Source organism: Streptomyces cellostaticus, from assembly GCF_023630175.1.
Classification (GTDB): Bacteria; Actinomycetota; Actinomycetes; order Streptomycetales; family Streptomycetaceae; genus Streptomyces; species Streptomyces cellostaticus_A.
This window is the reverse complement of record NZ_JALLIN010000063.1, coordinates 18,722-33,376: the sequence shown is the minus strand read 5'-3', so window position 1 is coordinate 33,376 and position 14,655 is coordinate 18,722. Positions and strand designations below refer to the sequence as shown.

At 66.0% G+C, this 14,655-nt stretch carries 15 protein-coding genes; 4 read left to right on the top strand and 11 right to left on the bottom strand.

The features are described 5' to 3' along the window. Window positions 1-170, bottom strand: a 170-nt coding sequence (locus MXD57_RS31660; RefSeq protein ID WP_284506246.1) for a helix-turn-helix domain-containing protein, incomplete at its 3' end; no start/stop codon positions are given. A gap of 254 nt (window positions 171-424) precedes the next feature. On the opposite strand from MXD57_RS31660, the gene aroA reads away from it, so the two are divergent. Then, the gene (gene aroA / locus MXD57_RS28970; RefSeq protein ID WP_250405139.1) at window positions 425-1,672 is read left to right on the top strand and encodes a 3-phosphoshikimate 1-carboxyvinyltransferase; all 1,248 of its coding nucleotides are present in this window, start codon (window positions 425-427) and stop codon (window positions 1,670-1,672) included. Here the strand turns inward: aroA and MXD57_RS28965 are convergent. From MXD57_RS28965 to MXD57_RS28920, 10 genes are read right to left on the bottom strand one after another with little or no spacing between them, the layout of a single operon-like run. After that, window positions 1,655-2,305 carry an AAA family ATPase gene (locus tag MXD57_RS28965; RefSeq protein ID WP_250405138.1) on the bottom strand — a complete coding sequence of 217 codons (651 nt, stop codon included), beginning with the start codon at window positions 2,303-2,305 and terminating at the stop codon, window positions 1,655-1,657. The genes aroA and MXD57_RS28965 overlap by 18 nt on opposite strands. Then, entirely contained in the window at window positions 2,299-3,192 is an 894-nt protein-coding gene (locus MXD57_RS28960; RefSeq protein WP_250405137.1) for a phosphotransferase enzyme family protein, read from the bottom strand. The genes MXD57_RS28965 and MXD57_RS28960 overlap by 7 nt, the downstream gene beginning before the upstream one ends. Next, window positions 3,189-4,637 carry an FAD-dependent oxidoreductase gene (locus tag MXD57_RS28955; protein WP_250405136.1) on the bottom strand — a complete coding sequence of 483 codons (1,449 nt, stop codon included), beginning with the start codon at window positions 4,635-4,637 and terminating at the stop codon, window positions 3,189-3,191. The genes MXD57_RS28960 and MXD57_RS28955 overlap by 4 nt, the downstream gene beginning before the upstream one ends. Then, window positions 4,634-5,527, bottom strand: a complete 894-nt coding sequence (locus MXD57_RS28950; RefSeq protein WP_250405135.1) for a nucleoside-diphosphate kinase — start codon at window positions 5,525-5,527, stop codon at window positions 4,634-4,636. Before MXD57_RS28950 ends, MXD57_RS28955 begins: the two co-directional genes overlap by 4 nt. Then, on the bottom strand, window positions 5,524-6,183 hold the full coding sequence (locus tag MXD57_RS28945; RefSeq protein ID WP_250405134.1) for a hypothetical protein: 660 nt from the start codon (window positions 6,181-6,183) through the stop codon (window positions 5,524-5,526). The genes MXD57_RS28950 and MXD57_RS28945 overlap by 4 nt, the downstream gene beginning before the upstream one ends. Continuing rightward, a complete protein-coding gene (locus MXD57_RS28940) occupies window positions 6,173-7,375 on the bottom strand; it encodes a DegT/DnrJ/EryC1/StrS aminotransferase family protein (protein ID WP_250405133.1) in 1,203 nt (400 codons plus the stop codon). Before MXD57_RS28940 ends, MXD57_RS28945 begins: the two co-directional genes overlap by 11 nt. Beyond that, window positions 7,372-8,469, bottom strand: coding sequence for a Gfo/Idh/MocA family protein (locus tag MXD57_RS28935; RefSeq protein ID WP_250405132.1), 1,098 nt, complete (start codon window positions 8,467-8,469; stop codon window positions 7,372-7,374). Before MXD57_RS28935 ends, MXD57_RS28940 begins: the two co-directional genes overlap by 4 nt. Next, window positions 8,466-9,152, bottom strand: a complete 687-nt coding sequence (locus tag MXD57_RS28930; RefSeq protein WP_250405131.1) for an HAD family hydrolase — start codon at window positions 9,150-9,152, stop codon at window positions 8,466-8,468. Before MXD57_RS28930 ends, MXD57_RS28935 begins: the two co-directional genes overlap by 4 nt. Beyond that, window positions 9,145-9,966 (bottom strand): ROK family protein, encoded by an 822-nt coding sequence (locus MXD57_RS28925; protein ID WP_250405130.1) that lies wholly within the window; start codon window positions 9,964-9,966, stop codon window positions 9,145-9,147. The genes MXD57_RS28930 and MXD57_RS28925 overlap by 8 nt, the downstream gene beginning before the upstream one ends. Before the next feature lie 19 nt (window positions 9,967-9,985). Continuing rightward, on the bottom strand, window positions 9,986-11,287 hold the full coding sequence (locus MXD57_RS28920; protein WP_250405129.1) for a nucleotidyltransferase domain-containing protein: 1,302 nt from the start codon (window positions 11,285-11,287) through the stop codon (window positions 9,986-9,988). Window positions 11,288-11,467: 180 nt separating this feature from the next. Between MXD57_RS28920 and MXD57_RS28915 the strand changes: the two genes are divergently transcribed. From MXD57_RS28915 to MXD57_RS28905, 3 genes are all read left to right on the top strand, one after another. Beyond that, window positions 11,468-11,629: a hypothetical protein gene (locus MXD57_RS28915; protein ID WP_250405128.1), complete on the top strand. Its 162-nt coding sequence runs from the start codon at window positions 11,468-11,470 to the stop codon at window positions 11,627-11,629. 1,577 nt (window positions 11,630-13,206) lie between these two features. Further along, window positions 13,207-13,485: an acyl carrier protein gene (locus MXD57_RS28910; protein ID WP_250405127.1), complete on the top strand. Its 279-nt coding sequence runs from the start codon at window positions 13,207-13,209 to the stop codon at window positions 13,483-13,485. Beyond that, window positions 13,485-14,654, top strand: coding sequence for an acyl-CoA dehydrogenase family protein (locus MXD57_RS28905; protein WP_250405126.1), 1,170 nt, complete (start codon window positions 13,485-13,487; stop codon window positions 14,652-14,654). The genes MXD57_RS28910 and MXD57_RS28905 overlap by 1 nt, the downstream gene beginning before the upstream one ends. The last annotated feature ends 1 nt before the right edge of the window (window position 14,655 follow it).

The following is a 14,655-nucleotide window of genomic DNA, read 5'->3' as shown; positions in this document are numbered from 1 at the left end:
CGCGACCAGGCTCTGCGCCACCGCTGAACCGACCGGACGCTGACCCGCAGCTCGTGAGCGATGACCGGGTTCTCGTCGCCCTGCCAGAACCGCTCGGCCGCCTCCATCCTCAACTTCTCGCGGAAAGCCCGCCGTTCGTCGGTCAGTCCGCCCCCTTGCGCATACCTCATGCGGTCGGCATACCGCAGGGATCATGAGGCGTCAGCCCCTCCGACACCACGCTTTGAAGGTCAGTAGGCGCCGAGGGCCGCAACTTCCGCCGGGAGGCGATGACGTACACCGGGGCCGATGTGGATCGAGTAGGAGCTGTCCGCCAGCCGGACGTCTACTTCTGCATGCATAGGCATGGGTATGTCCTGTCGCTAGAATTTGACGTGCCGCCCCAAGTGGGGAGTCTTGTCGATGTCACGGAATGAGAGCTTCAGTGGTAGAAATCCAGGTGCCGGGTTCCAAGTCGATCACCGCGCGGGCCCTGTTTCTGAGCGCTTGCGCTGATGGGGTTTCGTACTTGCAGCGCCCGCTTCGGTCGGATGACACGGAGGCGTTCGCGGAGGGACTGGAATCGTTGGGGTACGGCATTGAGCAGGATGCGCAGGAATGGCGCGTGCAGGGGACGTCCGCCGGACCTCATATGAAAGACGCGGTGGTGCAGTGCCGCGACGCTGGGACCGCGGCGCGATTCCTGCCGGCGCTCGCGGCTTGCGGCCATGGGCGTTTTCACTTCGACGCCTCCGACCAGATGCGCCGCCGCCCCGTGCGGCCGGTCGTCAAAGCCCTGGAAGCGCTGGGTGCCGGGATCCGCTACGACGGCGTCGAGGGCCACCTTCCGCTGACCATCGAGGCAGCCGGCCTGCAGGGCGGCGAGATCACCATCGATGCCGGAATCTCCTCCCAGTTCCTGACCGCGCTGCTGATGGCCGGACCGTTGATGGAGCAGGGCCTGGCGGTCGAGGTGCCGCGCATCGTCTCCGCGCCGTACGTCGAGATGACGGTGGAGATGATGCGCCGGTTCGGGGTAGAGGTCGAAACTGGGAGCAGCTGGTACCGCGTGCCTGCGCAGCCGTATCGCGCGCAGCAATACATGGTCGAGCCGGACGCCTCCACAAGCAGCTACTTCTTCGCCGCCGCGGCGTTGACCGGCAATTCGGTTACCGTGTCTGGGCTCGGATCGCGCTCGCTCCAGGGCGATATCGAATTCGTGCGCGTGCTGGAGGAGATGGGGGCTCAGGTAGACGTTGCCGAGGACCAGGTAACAGTCACCGGTACGGGTACGCTCCGCGGCATCGACGTCAACATGCGCAATATCTCCGACACCATGCCGACACTCGCCGCCATTGCACCATTCGCCGAGGGGCCGGTCAGGATCACCGACGTCTACAACACGCGGGTGAAGGAATGCGACCGCTTGGCGGCGTGTGAAGAAAATCTCGGCCGCCTCGGGGTTCCGGTTCGGACGGGACCGGACTGGATCGAAATCCTCCCGGGTACGCCGAAGGAAGCTGTGATTGCCTGCCATCGGGACCACCGCATCGCCATGAGCTTCAGCGTCACCGGACTGCGCAGTAAGGGGATCACGCTGGATGATCCGCAGTGCGTACAAAAGACATTCCCCGGCTTTCACGAGGCCCTGGACCGGGTTCGGGAATCCTGGGCGCTAACGGCCGGTTTCTGAGCCGTAGCCGGTCTCCATCTGTATGGTGACACCCGCCACTGCCTGCACATGCCACCACGTTGCCTTAAGCACTGAGGGCACGTCCTGGGCGGCATCGACGACAAACTGCGGATAGGTGAGGTCGGCCGCGGCGTTTTCGAACGACTCGACGAGCCGTCGCATGCGTTCACCAGGCTCCGCGGCCGTCAAAATATCGTCGCCTTTCGCGCGTGCGCGGATGCGTTCCATGCAGCGTGTAGGGGTGATCGCGAGGCGTACGGACACATCCGGGGGTGGCAGTCGGCTGAGCAACCACCGCAATCCCGGATCGAGGTGCAGACCCTCATCGCGCAGGCGGGCAGCCAGCGTGTGCGCATAATGCTGCACCACGATGTGCATCACCGGCGATCCCACATAGGTGCTGAATTCGCCGGTGCTTTGGCGTACTGCATCGAGTAGGACGGCGAGCGTCATCTCGCGCTGGGTGAACGAGGCGGAAGCGGAGAGGCGGGCGACCTCGAGGAGGTTACGGGACTCCGACCGAAGCACCCTTTCGTAGACGGCCACACCGGTGGCTGCCCGAAGCCGTGCTCGCAGCGCGTCCACGAGCGTGGTCTTTCCGGCACCGTCAGGGCCACAGATCTCGATCAGCACAGGGGATACTCCTTGTTCTGCACGCGGCGCAGTGCTCGGTTCACGGCATTGAGCGCCTCGTTCCAGGACGGGGTGCGGGGATGCTGTCGGTTCTCGTGTCGCCAGTGGGTCACCCGGAGTCCTTCCACGGCGCACCAAGCCGCGATGGCAGCATCCGTGGCTGAGGTGGCGTCGTGCCGCCAGTTGCGGTAGCTGCGAATCAGCTCCTGAGCCTCGGTGGATGCTGCAGGCATCCCGTACTCGACCTCCATGAGGAACAGACAGCGGCCGATATCGGCCAGAGCAGGGCGCATAGCGGCGGTTTCGAAGTCGATGAGCGTGCCGCCGCTGGGTGTGTCCAGGTAGTTTCCGGGACCGGCGTCTCCGTGCGTCGGCACCGCTGGGCAGTCGTCGCGCCGTATGGCCTCGACGATCTCGTCCAGGGTGTCCCGGTCCGCCGCCGTGAGCGCCGTGAGCAGGTGGGATGCTTCTGTCCGCGGGTCCGTGGACCCGTGGACGGGTAACGCTCCGGCTCGCAGTTGGAGTTGGTGCAGCTCGGCAAGGCGGCGTCCGAGCCGGGTGAATGCGGCCCCGGTTGTGGGCGGTCCGCCGGGCAGAAAGCGCAGGACCAGGCAGCGTCTGGCCTCCCAATTTCCGTCGCATATCCGGCCGAGGGCCACCACCTCGGGGCAGGGATAGCCGGCCGTGGTCAGCGCGGCGAGCGAGGCGCCCTCGTGTGGCAGCCGGCCGTCCTGCATGGCCGAGACCTTGCAGACGACGGCCGATCCGTCGACGAGTCGACCTGCATAGGCGGCGTGCGACCGACCGCTCGACAAGCGACGCAGGTGCGTGACGCGAGGGCCGTCAGCCAACGTGAACTCGGCTGCCTGCCGCGATCTGAGGGTCATGGTTGCTGGACCGGTTGTTGTGCGGCGAGGCGGTAGAACAGCTGCGGCAGCATCTCCGGGACTGGGTGGTCGCGGAACATGCGGCGTATTTCCTCCCGCATGGACTCCGCTTGGGCGTCGTTAGCCAGCGCCAGGCGGGCAAGGTGGGTCAGGAACGTGTGGAGTTCCCGGTACCGGTCGTAGGGCATATGCCCGCCGGGTTCCAGGAGGAAGGACACGAGATGTCGCAGACCCTCGTCGAGGATATCGGTGACCTCGGGCGCGGCGTTGGCACTACGGAACCCGGCGTCGGGGGCGAAGGGATTGATGAGAGAGGGCTGGTCGCCGCAGATAACGGCGGCAATGATCTCGCCCACCGCGGGGGCCATGAGAATACCGTTGCGGTATGTGCCCGTTGCGATGGACAGACCGGCCAGCGCCGTCGCTCCAATCAGCGGGTAACCGTCGCTGGTCAGCGGTCGCAGCCCGTAGCGCTGGGAGGCCAACGAGGCAGTTCGGAAGCGAACGTTGATCTCGTGCATGAGGCTGTGCATGAGGCTGTGCACTTCTCCGGGTGTGACCTCAGCCCCGGACCCTGGTGTCGATGACACCCGGTTGGTGGCGCCCAGATATACGGCTCCACCTCCACGCGGCACCACGTGGCTGCCGCATGCGAAGTCGCGGTTAGGGGTGCGGATCACCTGGGGGAAGTCGTCGTCCACCCGGTCCAGGACCAGGCTAACTCCCTTACCGGGAAGCAGCCGCGGGAGAGTGCCAGGCAGATCGCCCAGCTGGTCCAGTAGCGGCTGAGCGCCGACGCCATTGGCCAGAACAACATGTCCAGCGGACAGGAACGAGCCGTCCCGTAGGCGTACGCCGGTGACCCGTCCGTGCTCCACCTCGACCGCCGTGGCATCGGCCGTCACAAGGGAGGCGGTGGGCAGCTTCTCCAAGGCAACCTGGAGGGATTCCATCAACTGCCAGCTGTCCAAGAATCCTTCCTGTGCCAGATGTAGAACGCCCAGAGGCTCGTGCCTGCGGGCCGGCCGCAGGCCGGGAACGTTGCGGTGGTCTACCTGCTCACAGGGCAGGCCCTGGTTGCGCGCAGCCATACGGATCGCAGCGAGGTTATCCAAATCGGCTTCGTTGACCGTGGTCCCCACGACGAAGGTGCCCATCCCCAGCGGGATCGGCACCCCCGACGTCTCAGCTAGTCGGGCGGCGAAGTCCGGGTAGCGGCGGCCAGCCGCGGCCCGGAAGCCAAGCTCCGTCTCATCCATCGGGGAGGCGGCGGTTGCGGTCACTTCGCCGAGCACACCGAGCATGGCGCCAGCGGCGGTCGACGCCGTGCCGGGCGCGGCATAACTGCTACCCACGCAGGTCACCGCGACACCGTGCTCGGCCAGCGTATAGCTGATGGTCTTTCCGATGACACCGCCACCGATGACGATGACGTCCGCAGTCACAGCAACTCCTCAAGACAGAGATCGAGATAACGCAAGGTGGTGTAAGTGAGATAGGCGTCCCATGCCGAAAGACCCGGCTGCCGGGTCTGCGCCTGCCGCAGGAATTCGGCAAGGGTGGGGAAGCGCACGCCGCCCGGGAGCAACTCCGGCAGCAGCGGATGGATTTCGGAAACGTGTCCCGAACGGAGAGCAGTGGCTAGGCCGGTCAGCGTGTTGTGCGCAGCCTGGTATTGCCGGTGGCGGTCCTGCGGGGCAGCGTCAGGGGTCTGACTAGCTGGCCAGCCGAACTCGTACAGCAGGGCCAAGCCCTGCCTGGGCGCGGCGGCTAGCAGTGGGCCGAGGGTGGTAGCGAGGGTCGCCCAGTGGTCGAGCAGGCGGGCATGCGGTGCGGCCACTGCCGTGCCGCTTGCCGCGGTAGCCGAGCGCGGACCGAGCAGGCTGCGCCAGTCCTCGCCAAACAGGACGCGAGCCTCGCGGCTGCACTCCTCGGGGTCGTCTGAGGTGTGCACAAGGTTGAAGATCGGGTTCATTGCATTGAGCTCGCCGCGGAGGGTGCCTGGCGCCGACCGAGTGGGCACGAAGTGGCCTTTGAGGTCGCGGGACACATGGGCTGCGGCAGATCCGTGGTCCGGTGGAAAGTCCCGTGCGGTGAGCAGGACCGCGTCCACCGGGCCAAGGGTGTACAGCACACCGTTGAGGTCCCAGTCCAGCTGGCCGGTGGAGCGGGTGGTCGCGTACAGGGCGGACCGGGCGGCGGGGGTGAGATGCATCCGCCGGATGCAGTGCGCCTCGAATCCCCGGGCCCTCAGGAAGGCCAGTACCGCTGCGGTGAGACCTTGGTGGACCCCGTCCGGCTTCACCATAAGCAGGGCCGAATTCTGATCGTTCACGAGATACGTGCTCCGTTGTCCTCAGTGGTCCGGGCCTCGTTGCCCAGCAGATGCCGGTACCAGTGCGCCGCCATCCGCTCGCGGGTGTCGGTTAGCGGTGCGTAGACGAGCCGCGAACCGGCGAGTGCGGCAGCCAGCCGGGCCTGCACCCCGCCGGCCGGGGTGAGACTGAGGGCCACGTCGGAGTGTGGCCAGTCGGCTAGCAGTTCGATGGACCACCACACCTGCCTCTGCGCGGAGACCGGGAAGACAATCTTGATAAAGGGTGTTTCTAGCGCTTTCAACCGCAGTACAGCAGCACGCAGTTCCGCGGCGGTCGCGGGCGGGGAATGCAGGTGATGGGCGGCGATGATAGCGATGCCATGGTCACGCGCTGTGGTCACAGCACGCGAGCTGTGTTGCAGGTCGTTACCGGCCTCGAACTGAAGATGGGAGGCGGCGGTCTCCTTGAGGTGCGGCAGCACCTTGCGCAGGGCCTCGGAGGGGCCACGTCGGGTTGCCGCGATCAGGTGCGCGGCTGCGGGAAGGGGTCCGCGCGGCACCGTTCCGGCCTCGAGCAGGTCGCAGTCGTGCTCGTACCAGAGGAAGCCAGGGGCGCGTTCAGGCGCGGGCGTTTCACAGACTAGGTGTTCCAGCCGGAAACCGTCAGTGCGCATGATGACCTCCGGGCTGCAAGGCCGATGCCGCGGCCGCCTCGGTCAGGTGCATGACGGCCGTGGCGACGTCCTCCGCCGTGTCGCTGTCGAGCAGCAGTCGGTGGTGCAGCCAAATCCCGTGCTCGCCTGCGTGTCCGGCGACGGGAGTGTCACCCAGGGCACCCCGGTAGGCGGGTACGTGGTGCCAGGGCGGGTATATCACGGCGGCCGGAATGCCCTGGGCGTTGAGGTGTGCAGTGAATGCGATGTTTCCCAGGCCAGCTTCCCGCCAGGTCGCCGGGATTTGCAGCATAAACATGTACCAGTCGTGCCGCGTGACCTCAGGGTGCGGCGGGAGCACCATGCCGGGGTCGATGCACTGCAGCGCCCGCCGCAGCCGACCGGCGGTCTGGTCGCGGATCCGCCACAGTTCCTCGTACTCCGCGACGTGGGCCATTACTGTGGCCGCGGCGAATTCGCTGATGCGTGCGTTGGTGCCGATCAGTTCGAAGGCGTAGGAGCCACTCCCCCTCGGGCGACCGCAGTTTGCGAGTAGTTCCACCCTACGGGCGAGCTGCGGATCAGACTTGATCAGCACGGCCCCGCCGTCGCCGCCCGGCAGCAGCTTGGCGGCCTGGAAGCTGGTGGTGGTGATATCGCCGACCGTCCCCACCCGGTGCGCACCCCAGGAGGCCGTGGTCGCCTGTGCGCTGTCCTCCACCAGGGCGAGACCATGCCGGTCGCAGAAGCTTCTGGCGGCCGGCAGGTTGGCCGGCTGCCCCGCCAAGTGGACGACGACGACGGCCCGGGTCCGTGGCGTGAGCGCCTCGGCGGCCCGGTCAAGATCCAGGCACCAGGTGGTGGGGTCGACATCTACTGGCACCGGCGTGGCACCGACGGTCGACACTGCGGTAGCGCTGGAAACGAAGGTGGTGGCCGGGACGATGACCTCATCGCCCGGCCCGATGTCTAGCGCGCGAAAGGAGATTTCCAGCGCCACGGTCCCGTTGGCGACGGCGACACAGCTGAGCGCCTGGTGCTCGGCGCGCAGCCAGGACTCCAGTTCCTCCGCGGCGCCGTCACCAGACTGCCACCAGTGGCCGCTGGCGAGCAGCTGCTCCAGCCGCTCGCTGAGGCCTTGCGGTGGTCGGGGCCAAGCGGGGAATGGCCGCGTGCGGACAGGGCTCGACGGGGGAAATGCCGCAGTGGTCACGATCGGGTGTCCTCGGGAAGCAGGGCGGTTACGGAAGCGCCGGTGGTCAGCGACCGGGCGAACGCATCGCAGAGCGCAACCGAGGTAACGGCCGACGTGAGGTCGGCGAGGCGTCGGGCGGGGTCGGTCCTGGGCGTCGAGAAGGCGAGGTCAAGCTGGCGCCGGTACTCGACCGGCTCGCGAGACTGCTGGTCGAGGACGATGCGCCAGCGGGGGTCGTTATCCGTGGTGACCCGGATGGCTGGCGACGGCACCGTACGCCGATCCGGGCTGAAGCCGAAGAGGGTGCGCAACTCGGCTACGCCGCGGGTGCCGGTGACCCGTATGAGCACCTCGTCGCGTACATCATGTGCGTGCCATGACACTTCTAGGCTCAGCGCACCGCCACCGCTGAACCGAGCGAGTCCGTGCACGGTGTCGACGACAGGTGCGGCTGAGGCCGGCGCGCTGCTGCCATACCAGCCCTCGTCGGCGGCGCCGGGTTCGTACTCGGCCGATGTCGCCGTGGCAAGCACGGTGGCTTGGCCGGACCAGCCGGTCAGTCGTAGGGCCAGGTCAACGAGGTGGGAGCCGAGGTCCCACAGCACACCCGCCGACAGTGCACCTTGCGTGCCCGGTGTTCCGCTACGTCGCCGCCACCGGGCGGACACTTGCTGCGGCTTACCGATCTCTCCCGAGGCCAGCAGCTCATGGAAGACCCCTACGTCATCGCGGAAGCGGTTGGTGTAGCAGGGGAAGACCTCCCGCCGGTGGCGGCGGGCGGCCCCGGCGATACGCTGTGCGCCCTCGATAGTGTCCGCGAGAGGCTTCTCGCACACTACATGCGCGCCAGCCTCCAGCAGAACAACGGCGAGATCCGCATGGGATGAGGGCGGTGTGCAGATGACGGCCGCCTCGGCGCCGGCCGCGCTCGGCGGCCCGTCGTGGACTCGCAGCCCAAACTCCTTGGCAGCGCGGCTAGCAGTGGCCGGGTCGGTGTCGTACAGCACAATCTCCGGACGGCAAGGGTGCGTCGTCAGGTACGGCAGATGAACCCGCCGGGCGATCTCGCCGCACCCCGCGACTAGGACGCGGAAGCCTGGGCGCAGGATCACGGGACCTCCTTGCGTACGCGTTCCCGGACGCAGCGGTCCTCGCTCCACCCCGCGAAGGGGCGCAGCGCCGCACCCAGGTGCTCAGGGCGGGCCACGACCAGGTCGGGGCCAGCCGCCCGGAGATCCGCAGGACGTCCGGCACCCCATAGACATGCCACCGTGGTGGCACCGGCAGCCTGGCCGGCGGCGATGTCAATGACCGAATCGCCTACGAGCACCGAGTTCGCGGCAGTTGCACCGAGCCGTTCGCACAGCCAGTGGACACCGTCGGGGGCAGGTTTGGGACGGGGTGGATCGGATGGTGTGACCAGCTCTCCGTAAAGCGGGGTCAGCCCGACCAGCGAGAGCACATGTTCGGCGCGCGGTCGGTCCTTTCCGGTGATGATCCCCACAGCTGCCGAGTCCATAGCCAGGTCGGTCAACACCTGCCGCATGCCGGGAAAGACCCGTACTCGATGAGCTCGGGCACGGGAGCGTGTCCGGAAGTCCTCGACCATTCCGTCAGGCATACCGATGGCGGCAACGATCTCCTCGAAGGGACGGCCAGCCATGGCGAGGAAGCGTTCGACGGGCGCCGCGCCCGGGCCGCCGAAGTGAGCGTACGACTCTATGAACGCCTCCACCGCGACAGGCTCGGAGTCGATGATGGTGCCGTCCAGGTCGAACAGGAAAGCCCTAGTCATGTTGCCACCCACCAGCGGCCAGAGCGCCGAGCAGCGTTGATTGCTCGGGGCGCGCCGGGACACGCATCGTTAGTCCGCGATCGGCCGCGCCGGACGTCAGCGCCTCGCGCAACGCGTCACGACACAACAAGCCGCCGGTCAGCACTAGCCAGGGTACGGCCAGGATCCGCGTAAGGTCGGCGAGGAAGTCCAGTAGCCTTTCGCCCGCAGGCCACGCGGCAAGTCCCTGCTCCCGCAGCACCCGCTCGTCTGGCAGGGAGGCCAGCGCCGTCTGCAGGCAGCCTGTGCGGTCACAGGAGCATCGTGTGTGGCTGACGCCGTCCGGGGGCAGCGCTCGAAGGTGCCCGATCGTGCGGGCGTCGTGCGGGAGGGGCGCACGCACCCGTCCGTCGAGCAGGAGTCCACCGCCGATGCCTGTACCCAGGGTTAGTAGCAGAACGTCCGAGAGCCCTCGGCCGACGCCCAGTGCTGTCTCACCGCGAAGCGCGGCCACGCCGTCGTCTGTGACTTCCAATCGGACGTCCCTTCCTATTCCCAACGCTGATGCCAGGTGGGCGCCCACCCACCGGGGGCGGTTTGGCCAGTCGGTCACGCGGCCGTCCTTCGCCACTGCGCCGGGGAACGCGACACCAACCGTGTCCACGGGTTCGCCGAGCACGGTGGCCTGGGCAATGGCCGAGCGCAGGCCTCGCACCTCTTCCGGGGCGTGCTCGCCTGTCACTCCCGTCGCGATCACCTGGAGAGCATCGCCATCCCAGCGGCCCACCGACCAAGTTGTGCCGCCGATGTCCACGCCGAGTGTGCGCAGCTCCACCGGCCACCGCGCCGGTCGGTTAGACACGGGGAACAGCCGAGGCACCCTGGGCGGCAGATTTCCGCTCGCGAGCGAAGAGTCGTTCGGGAAAGGATTTCTCCCACCGGCCGACTTTGCCATCGACAGCCCCGTACTCCTCCAGAAAACCGAGGTCTTCCACACCGAGGGCGGCAAGTTGCTCTTCCGGTACGGCTTCCGGATAGAGGAAGCGTGTGTAGAACATCGCGTAGTAGACGCTCTCTGCAGTGCCAGTGCTGCGTGCGTGCGTCATGACCCGCTTCCACTGGTCGGTGGCGGTGAGGCGCGCGCAACTCAGCGCAACGTCGAGAAATTTCGAGATCTGCAGGTCGACGCCGGCCGCCATGTAGTAGCGGGCCGTTGCTTCCTTCCGCAAATGGAGGCAGAGATCGACGAACTGGTCTGCCGGGGACAGGGCAAACGAAGCGGAGTCACACAGTGTGGCCGGAATCCGGCGGCCGAGTACCTCTGCGGTGGTCAGGTTGCCCCGTGCGTGTTTCTGAAACAGGTCCAGGCACAGGTCGATAGAGAACACGTCCACGGCCGGATCGAGCGAGGGCTTGATGAACGGCAGCTCGTTGTTGACGTGGAGCCGCCAGAAGGCCTGAGTCTTACGGGTGAACGGTTCGACCGCCGTGCCGTCCTCCGATAGGCGGCCCTGCTCGTAGCCGCACGCTGACAGCGCTCGCCCGATGTGGCGGGCGTCCTCGCGCTCTACGAGGATGTCGAGGTCGTACATGCGGCGCATCCCCGGGTCCGGGTACAGAGATTCGGTGATGACCGGCCCCTTGCGCACGGCATAAGGGAGGCCGGCGGAGTTCAGGGCGGTGAACACCTTGCCGAACTCCCGCGCCAACTCCTCGTTGCGGCGCCTATTGGCATAGTAGACCGATTCGAAGAGCCATCGATATGGGACGAGCGGGACTCCATCCGTTGAGTGGTGGAGGCGGTGCACAGCCATATTTCTGCCGATCAGGGGCAGTACCTTGTGCCGACTAGCCTGGTCGATGAACAGGCCCCAATCGAAGCTGTCACGGTGTTCTTGGAGTAGTACTCGGCAGTCAGCGATGTCATCCGCCGATACCTGTGTATGCGCCAGTGTCAGCAGGAGGACAAGTTCGGGCCGTCCTGCCCATCGGTACCTCTCATGGGACCTCATCTTGTTCCCTTCAGGCTTAGAGGGTGTCCACGGCGTGGCGGCCGGGACCACAGCGGCAGTGCTGCGAGTCGGGGTCAGTGGCAGTGGCCAGCGGCTCAAGACCAGCCACTTCAGGCCGACATCCAGGTAAGTGCTCTGGCCCATGCTGTTGATCCGAACGCGACATGGACGTGGTCCTGGTGGAATTTGCATGAGGACATGGCCGGCGGTGCGCTGCCGCCGAGTTCCCGCGCAAACCTCTCACTTCACGGCCTGATCGCACTGGCTGGCTCCGCAGCAGTCGCGTGCCAAGTTCGAAGAACGGATCGTCCGTCACTTGGACGCATGAACAGGCTGTACGGCTGCTCGCTCCCGGCGCTCGACTCGCTGCGGAGAAAGCGACCCCCGACCACGATCGACGTCGGGGTCTGCGCCTCTCGACCCGTGCACAGCAACTACGGGGTACCAGACCACGCGTACGAGCACCACCGCGCCCGCCGGGACTAGCACCGCACAGGGGCACGCCCCTCTTACCTCGGCCAGTAAGTGGAGGAAGGTCTCGTGGTAGTCCGTCGGTCTCGCCATGTACCTCGCAAATGTGAGCAGGTGCCAAGTCAACGGGCGCTTGCTCACAACCAAACAGCTCCAACGTGGCAGCGCGCAGTAACGTGAGTGCCGCCTGCTGGGCTTCGGTGGCCAGCCGGAGGCCGATGGCGCCGCCCGGCAGGGTAAGCAGACTGCCTGCGTCCGGGCTGATCGACGTTCCCTGCACGTCGAGAGGCTGCCAGTGGCCGACCCCAGTGACTGCGGCACCAAGGATCTTCAGGAGCTCCGCGACCTGGTTGCAGGTCGCCCCTAGCAGCGACCTGCGTAGAGTAACGAGTAGTGAGTGCGTCTCGGCGTGGTAGGACACAGGCGGCGCACGCTTGGCAAGTCGGTTCACCGGCACATCCGTGACGGGCTCTGCAGCCTCCTTGCCGGGGGGCAGGTCTCCACGCACCCCGACCTCGCTTGTCACGGACGTAATCAGCCACTGGCTGGCCGTGATCCCGAGGAGGCTTCGGAAAGGTGCAGACTTTGCGCCGTGCCGGCCCGGGTAGACCCGCTCCTGGCGCGTTGCCCAGGCCACGGTGGTCGAGCCGCAGCCCTGGGCGAGAGCGTTAGGGATCTGGAACAACATGGCGGCAGCCCAGGCCCAGCCGACGCACGCGATTCTCTCAACTGCGCCACGCCGTCGACATCCACATCGCACCTCGACCGCCTTCCGCCGGAAGCAGGCATCGGTGTCTAACCCGGAGTGCTGGGCAACAGCCTTAGTTGCTGAGGTTGCGGCGGTGAGAAGACCAGAAGTTGTCGACGTCATTCACGTTCCCTCTTCAGCGTCGACTGGTGCAGTAAATGAGTGCCTTGACCGCCGCCACGACCGAGAAGGCACTTACTGTTCTTCGCCGACTCCAGTTCCTCTCCGACCGCCAGCATGGAGTCCCTTCACGTCGACGTGGAGAGTCTCCTCCTTGCCGCCTTGGACGAGAGCCAGACGCCAGATGCTGGCATGGTCGACAGCGGGGTTTCAAGATCACTAGGGGGCCCACTTGCTATGTCATGCGTCACACTTCCATCAGGTGTCGCTTGATGCTTAGACTCGCTGCCGCCTCACGGTCTGCGTCCAAATGGCGGACCACGTAGACGACTTGACGGTGTGTGAGTAACTTGGAGGCGATCTGAACCACATTGGCCAAGCGGCCGCGCGACGCCCGGAGTCGAATGCCGCCCCCTGAGTGTCCGCCTTCGGTCTCCTGTCTCGGGATCGGCGTAAATGTCTGCACACCGAGATACGAGAGGGGGCCTTTTTTGTGTTTGCGTGGTCACCTGGTAGGCGGGAAGGAAACGAACAGGGCGCGCTCGATCCGCGCAGTACGGCCGGCTGTGAGCCAGTCGTGATTTACCCGATAGCTGAATGGGTGCTCGGCGACGATAGTGTCGTCGTTGCGTCCCTCGGCTGAGCCTCTACGCGAAACACGGTCAACAACCCCTTGGTCATGCGGTAGTGGGGCACCGCCGGAGGAGACGGAGGAGACGGCATAGTGCTCAACAAGCCGGAGCGATCGGAGTGGGACGAGAAGTTCAGTACGATCCTTCGTCAGGTTCTGCCGGATTTTTCCCCAGATGTATTGATCGACCCTGATCAAGAGCTCAGGAACCTAGGGCTGGACTCGATGAAGACGGTGGAGCTTCTCCTCGGGCTGGAATCCGCATATGGCGCGATACTCTTCGATGACGAGCTGGACCCACGTGTCTTCTCAACTCCGCGCAGCCTCTGGACCTTCGTCACGGAGCGGCTCGATCACGATGGGACAGGCTGATGACTCGTGTCGACTATGAGTCGGCTCTGACTGGGGTCCTCGAGGTGGCACGCACACATGCCGAACACGTGGACCGGGAAGCCATGTTTCCTGTGAAGAGCGTGGCCGCGCTCCGCACCTCAGGACTTATGGGTATGTTCGTCCCAAGGGAGTATGGGGGCCTGGGCGACGACCTGCACGCCTACATACACATAGCGAGTCGGCTCGCAGCGGCATGCCTGTCGACCGCCGCTGTCTGGACTATGCACGCGTTCCAGGTGGACGGCCTGACACGGTTCTCCGGGGAGAGGCTTCGAGAGAGAGTCTTGCCTGCCATCGCTAAGGGCGACATCTATATCGCCTCGGTCACCACAGAGGCGGTTAAGGGGGCCGACCTCTTTCGAGCCGAGGCGCCGCTCCTATCGGACGATGATGAGGCCAGCTTCGAGCGGAGTGCTCCGGTAGTCACCGGAGGCCGACACGCTGACGCTTTTCTGATCACTCTTCGGGCCACGCCCGAAGCACAGCCCCACGAAGTGAGTCTTGTATATGCAGAGCGCAATGAGCTGCGGATCAGCGAGCAAGGCGAATGGGATCCGCTGGGCATGCGGGGAACCGAGAGCGTGGGTCTAAAGATCTCCGGCTCGGTGCCAGCCGACCAAGTGGTTGGGCAACCGGGACGGTTCGAGGACATCGCGCGAGAGAGCATGATTCCCTTGGCTCACGTGGGGTGGTCCGCGTGCTGGCTGGGGGCTGCCCGCGGGGCCTTCTCTGATCTGCTGCGATGGCTTCGGTCCCCCACCCGGCGCGGCGGCCCCGACATTCATTCGGATCTGGTGCGGGAGCGGATAGGGCGTATCAGGGTGGAACTCGACCTGGTGAGCGCCTACCTCACGCGCTTGTGCGACGAGCTCACGGCGGCTCGCGCGGAAGGTCGGTCGTGGTCCGACATTCATACCCGCATTCGGGTGAACACGCTCAAGCTCAGCGCGTCCGAGCTGACATTCAAAGCGGCGGACAGCATGGTACAGCTGGCCGGAATGGGTGGCGGCTATAGCAAGCTCGCGCCGATCAAGTTGGAGCGTCACTTCCGGGACCTGCGGTCTGCCCGACTCAACCACTCCAACGACCGTATGTGGCCGGCCACGGGTGCTCTCGCTTTGCTGGACCCGAAGGTCACCCTGCTCTAGT

Coding starts and splice junctions, on each gene's coding strand:
- MXD57_RS28960 (WP_250405137.1), bottom strand. CDS start 3,192: ATGACCCTCAGATCGCGGCAGGCAGCCGAGTTCACGTTGGCTGACGGC.
- MXD57_RS28920 (WP_250405129.1), bottom strand. CDS start 11,287: ATGGGCCAGAGCACTTACCTGGATGTCGGCCTGAAGTGGCTGGTCTTG.
- MXD57_RS28905 (WP_250405126.1), top strand. CDS start 13,485: ATGACTCGTGTCGACTATGAGTCGGCTCTGACTGGGGTCCTCGAGGTG.
- MXD57_RS28915 (WP_250405128.1), top strand. CDS start 11,468: ATGAACAGGCTGTACGGCTGCTCGCTCCCGGCGCTCGACTCGCTGCGG.
- MXD57_RS28930 (WP_250405131.1), bottom strand. CDS start 9,152: ATGACTAGGGCTTTCCTGTTCGACCTGGACGGCACCATCATCGACTCC.
- MXD57_RS28945 (WP_250405134.1), bottom strand. CDS start 6,183: ATGCGCACTGACGGTTTCCGGCTGGAACACCTAGTCTGTGAAACGCCC.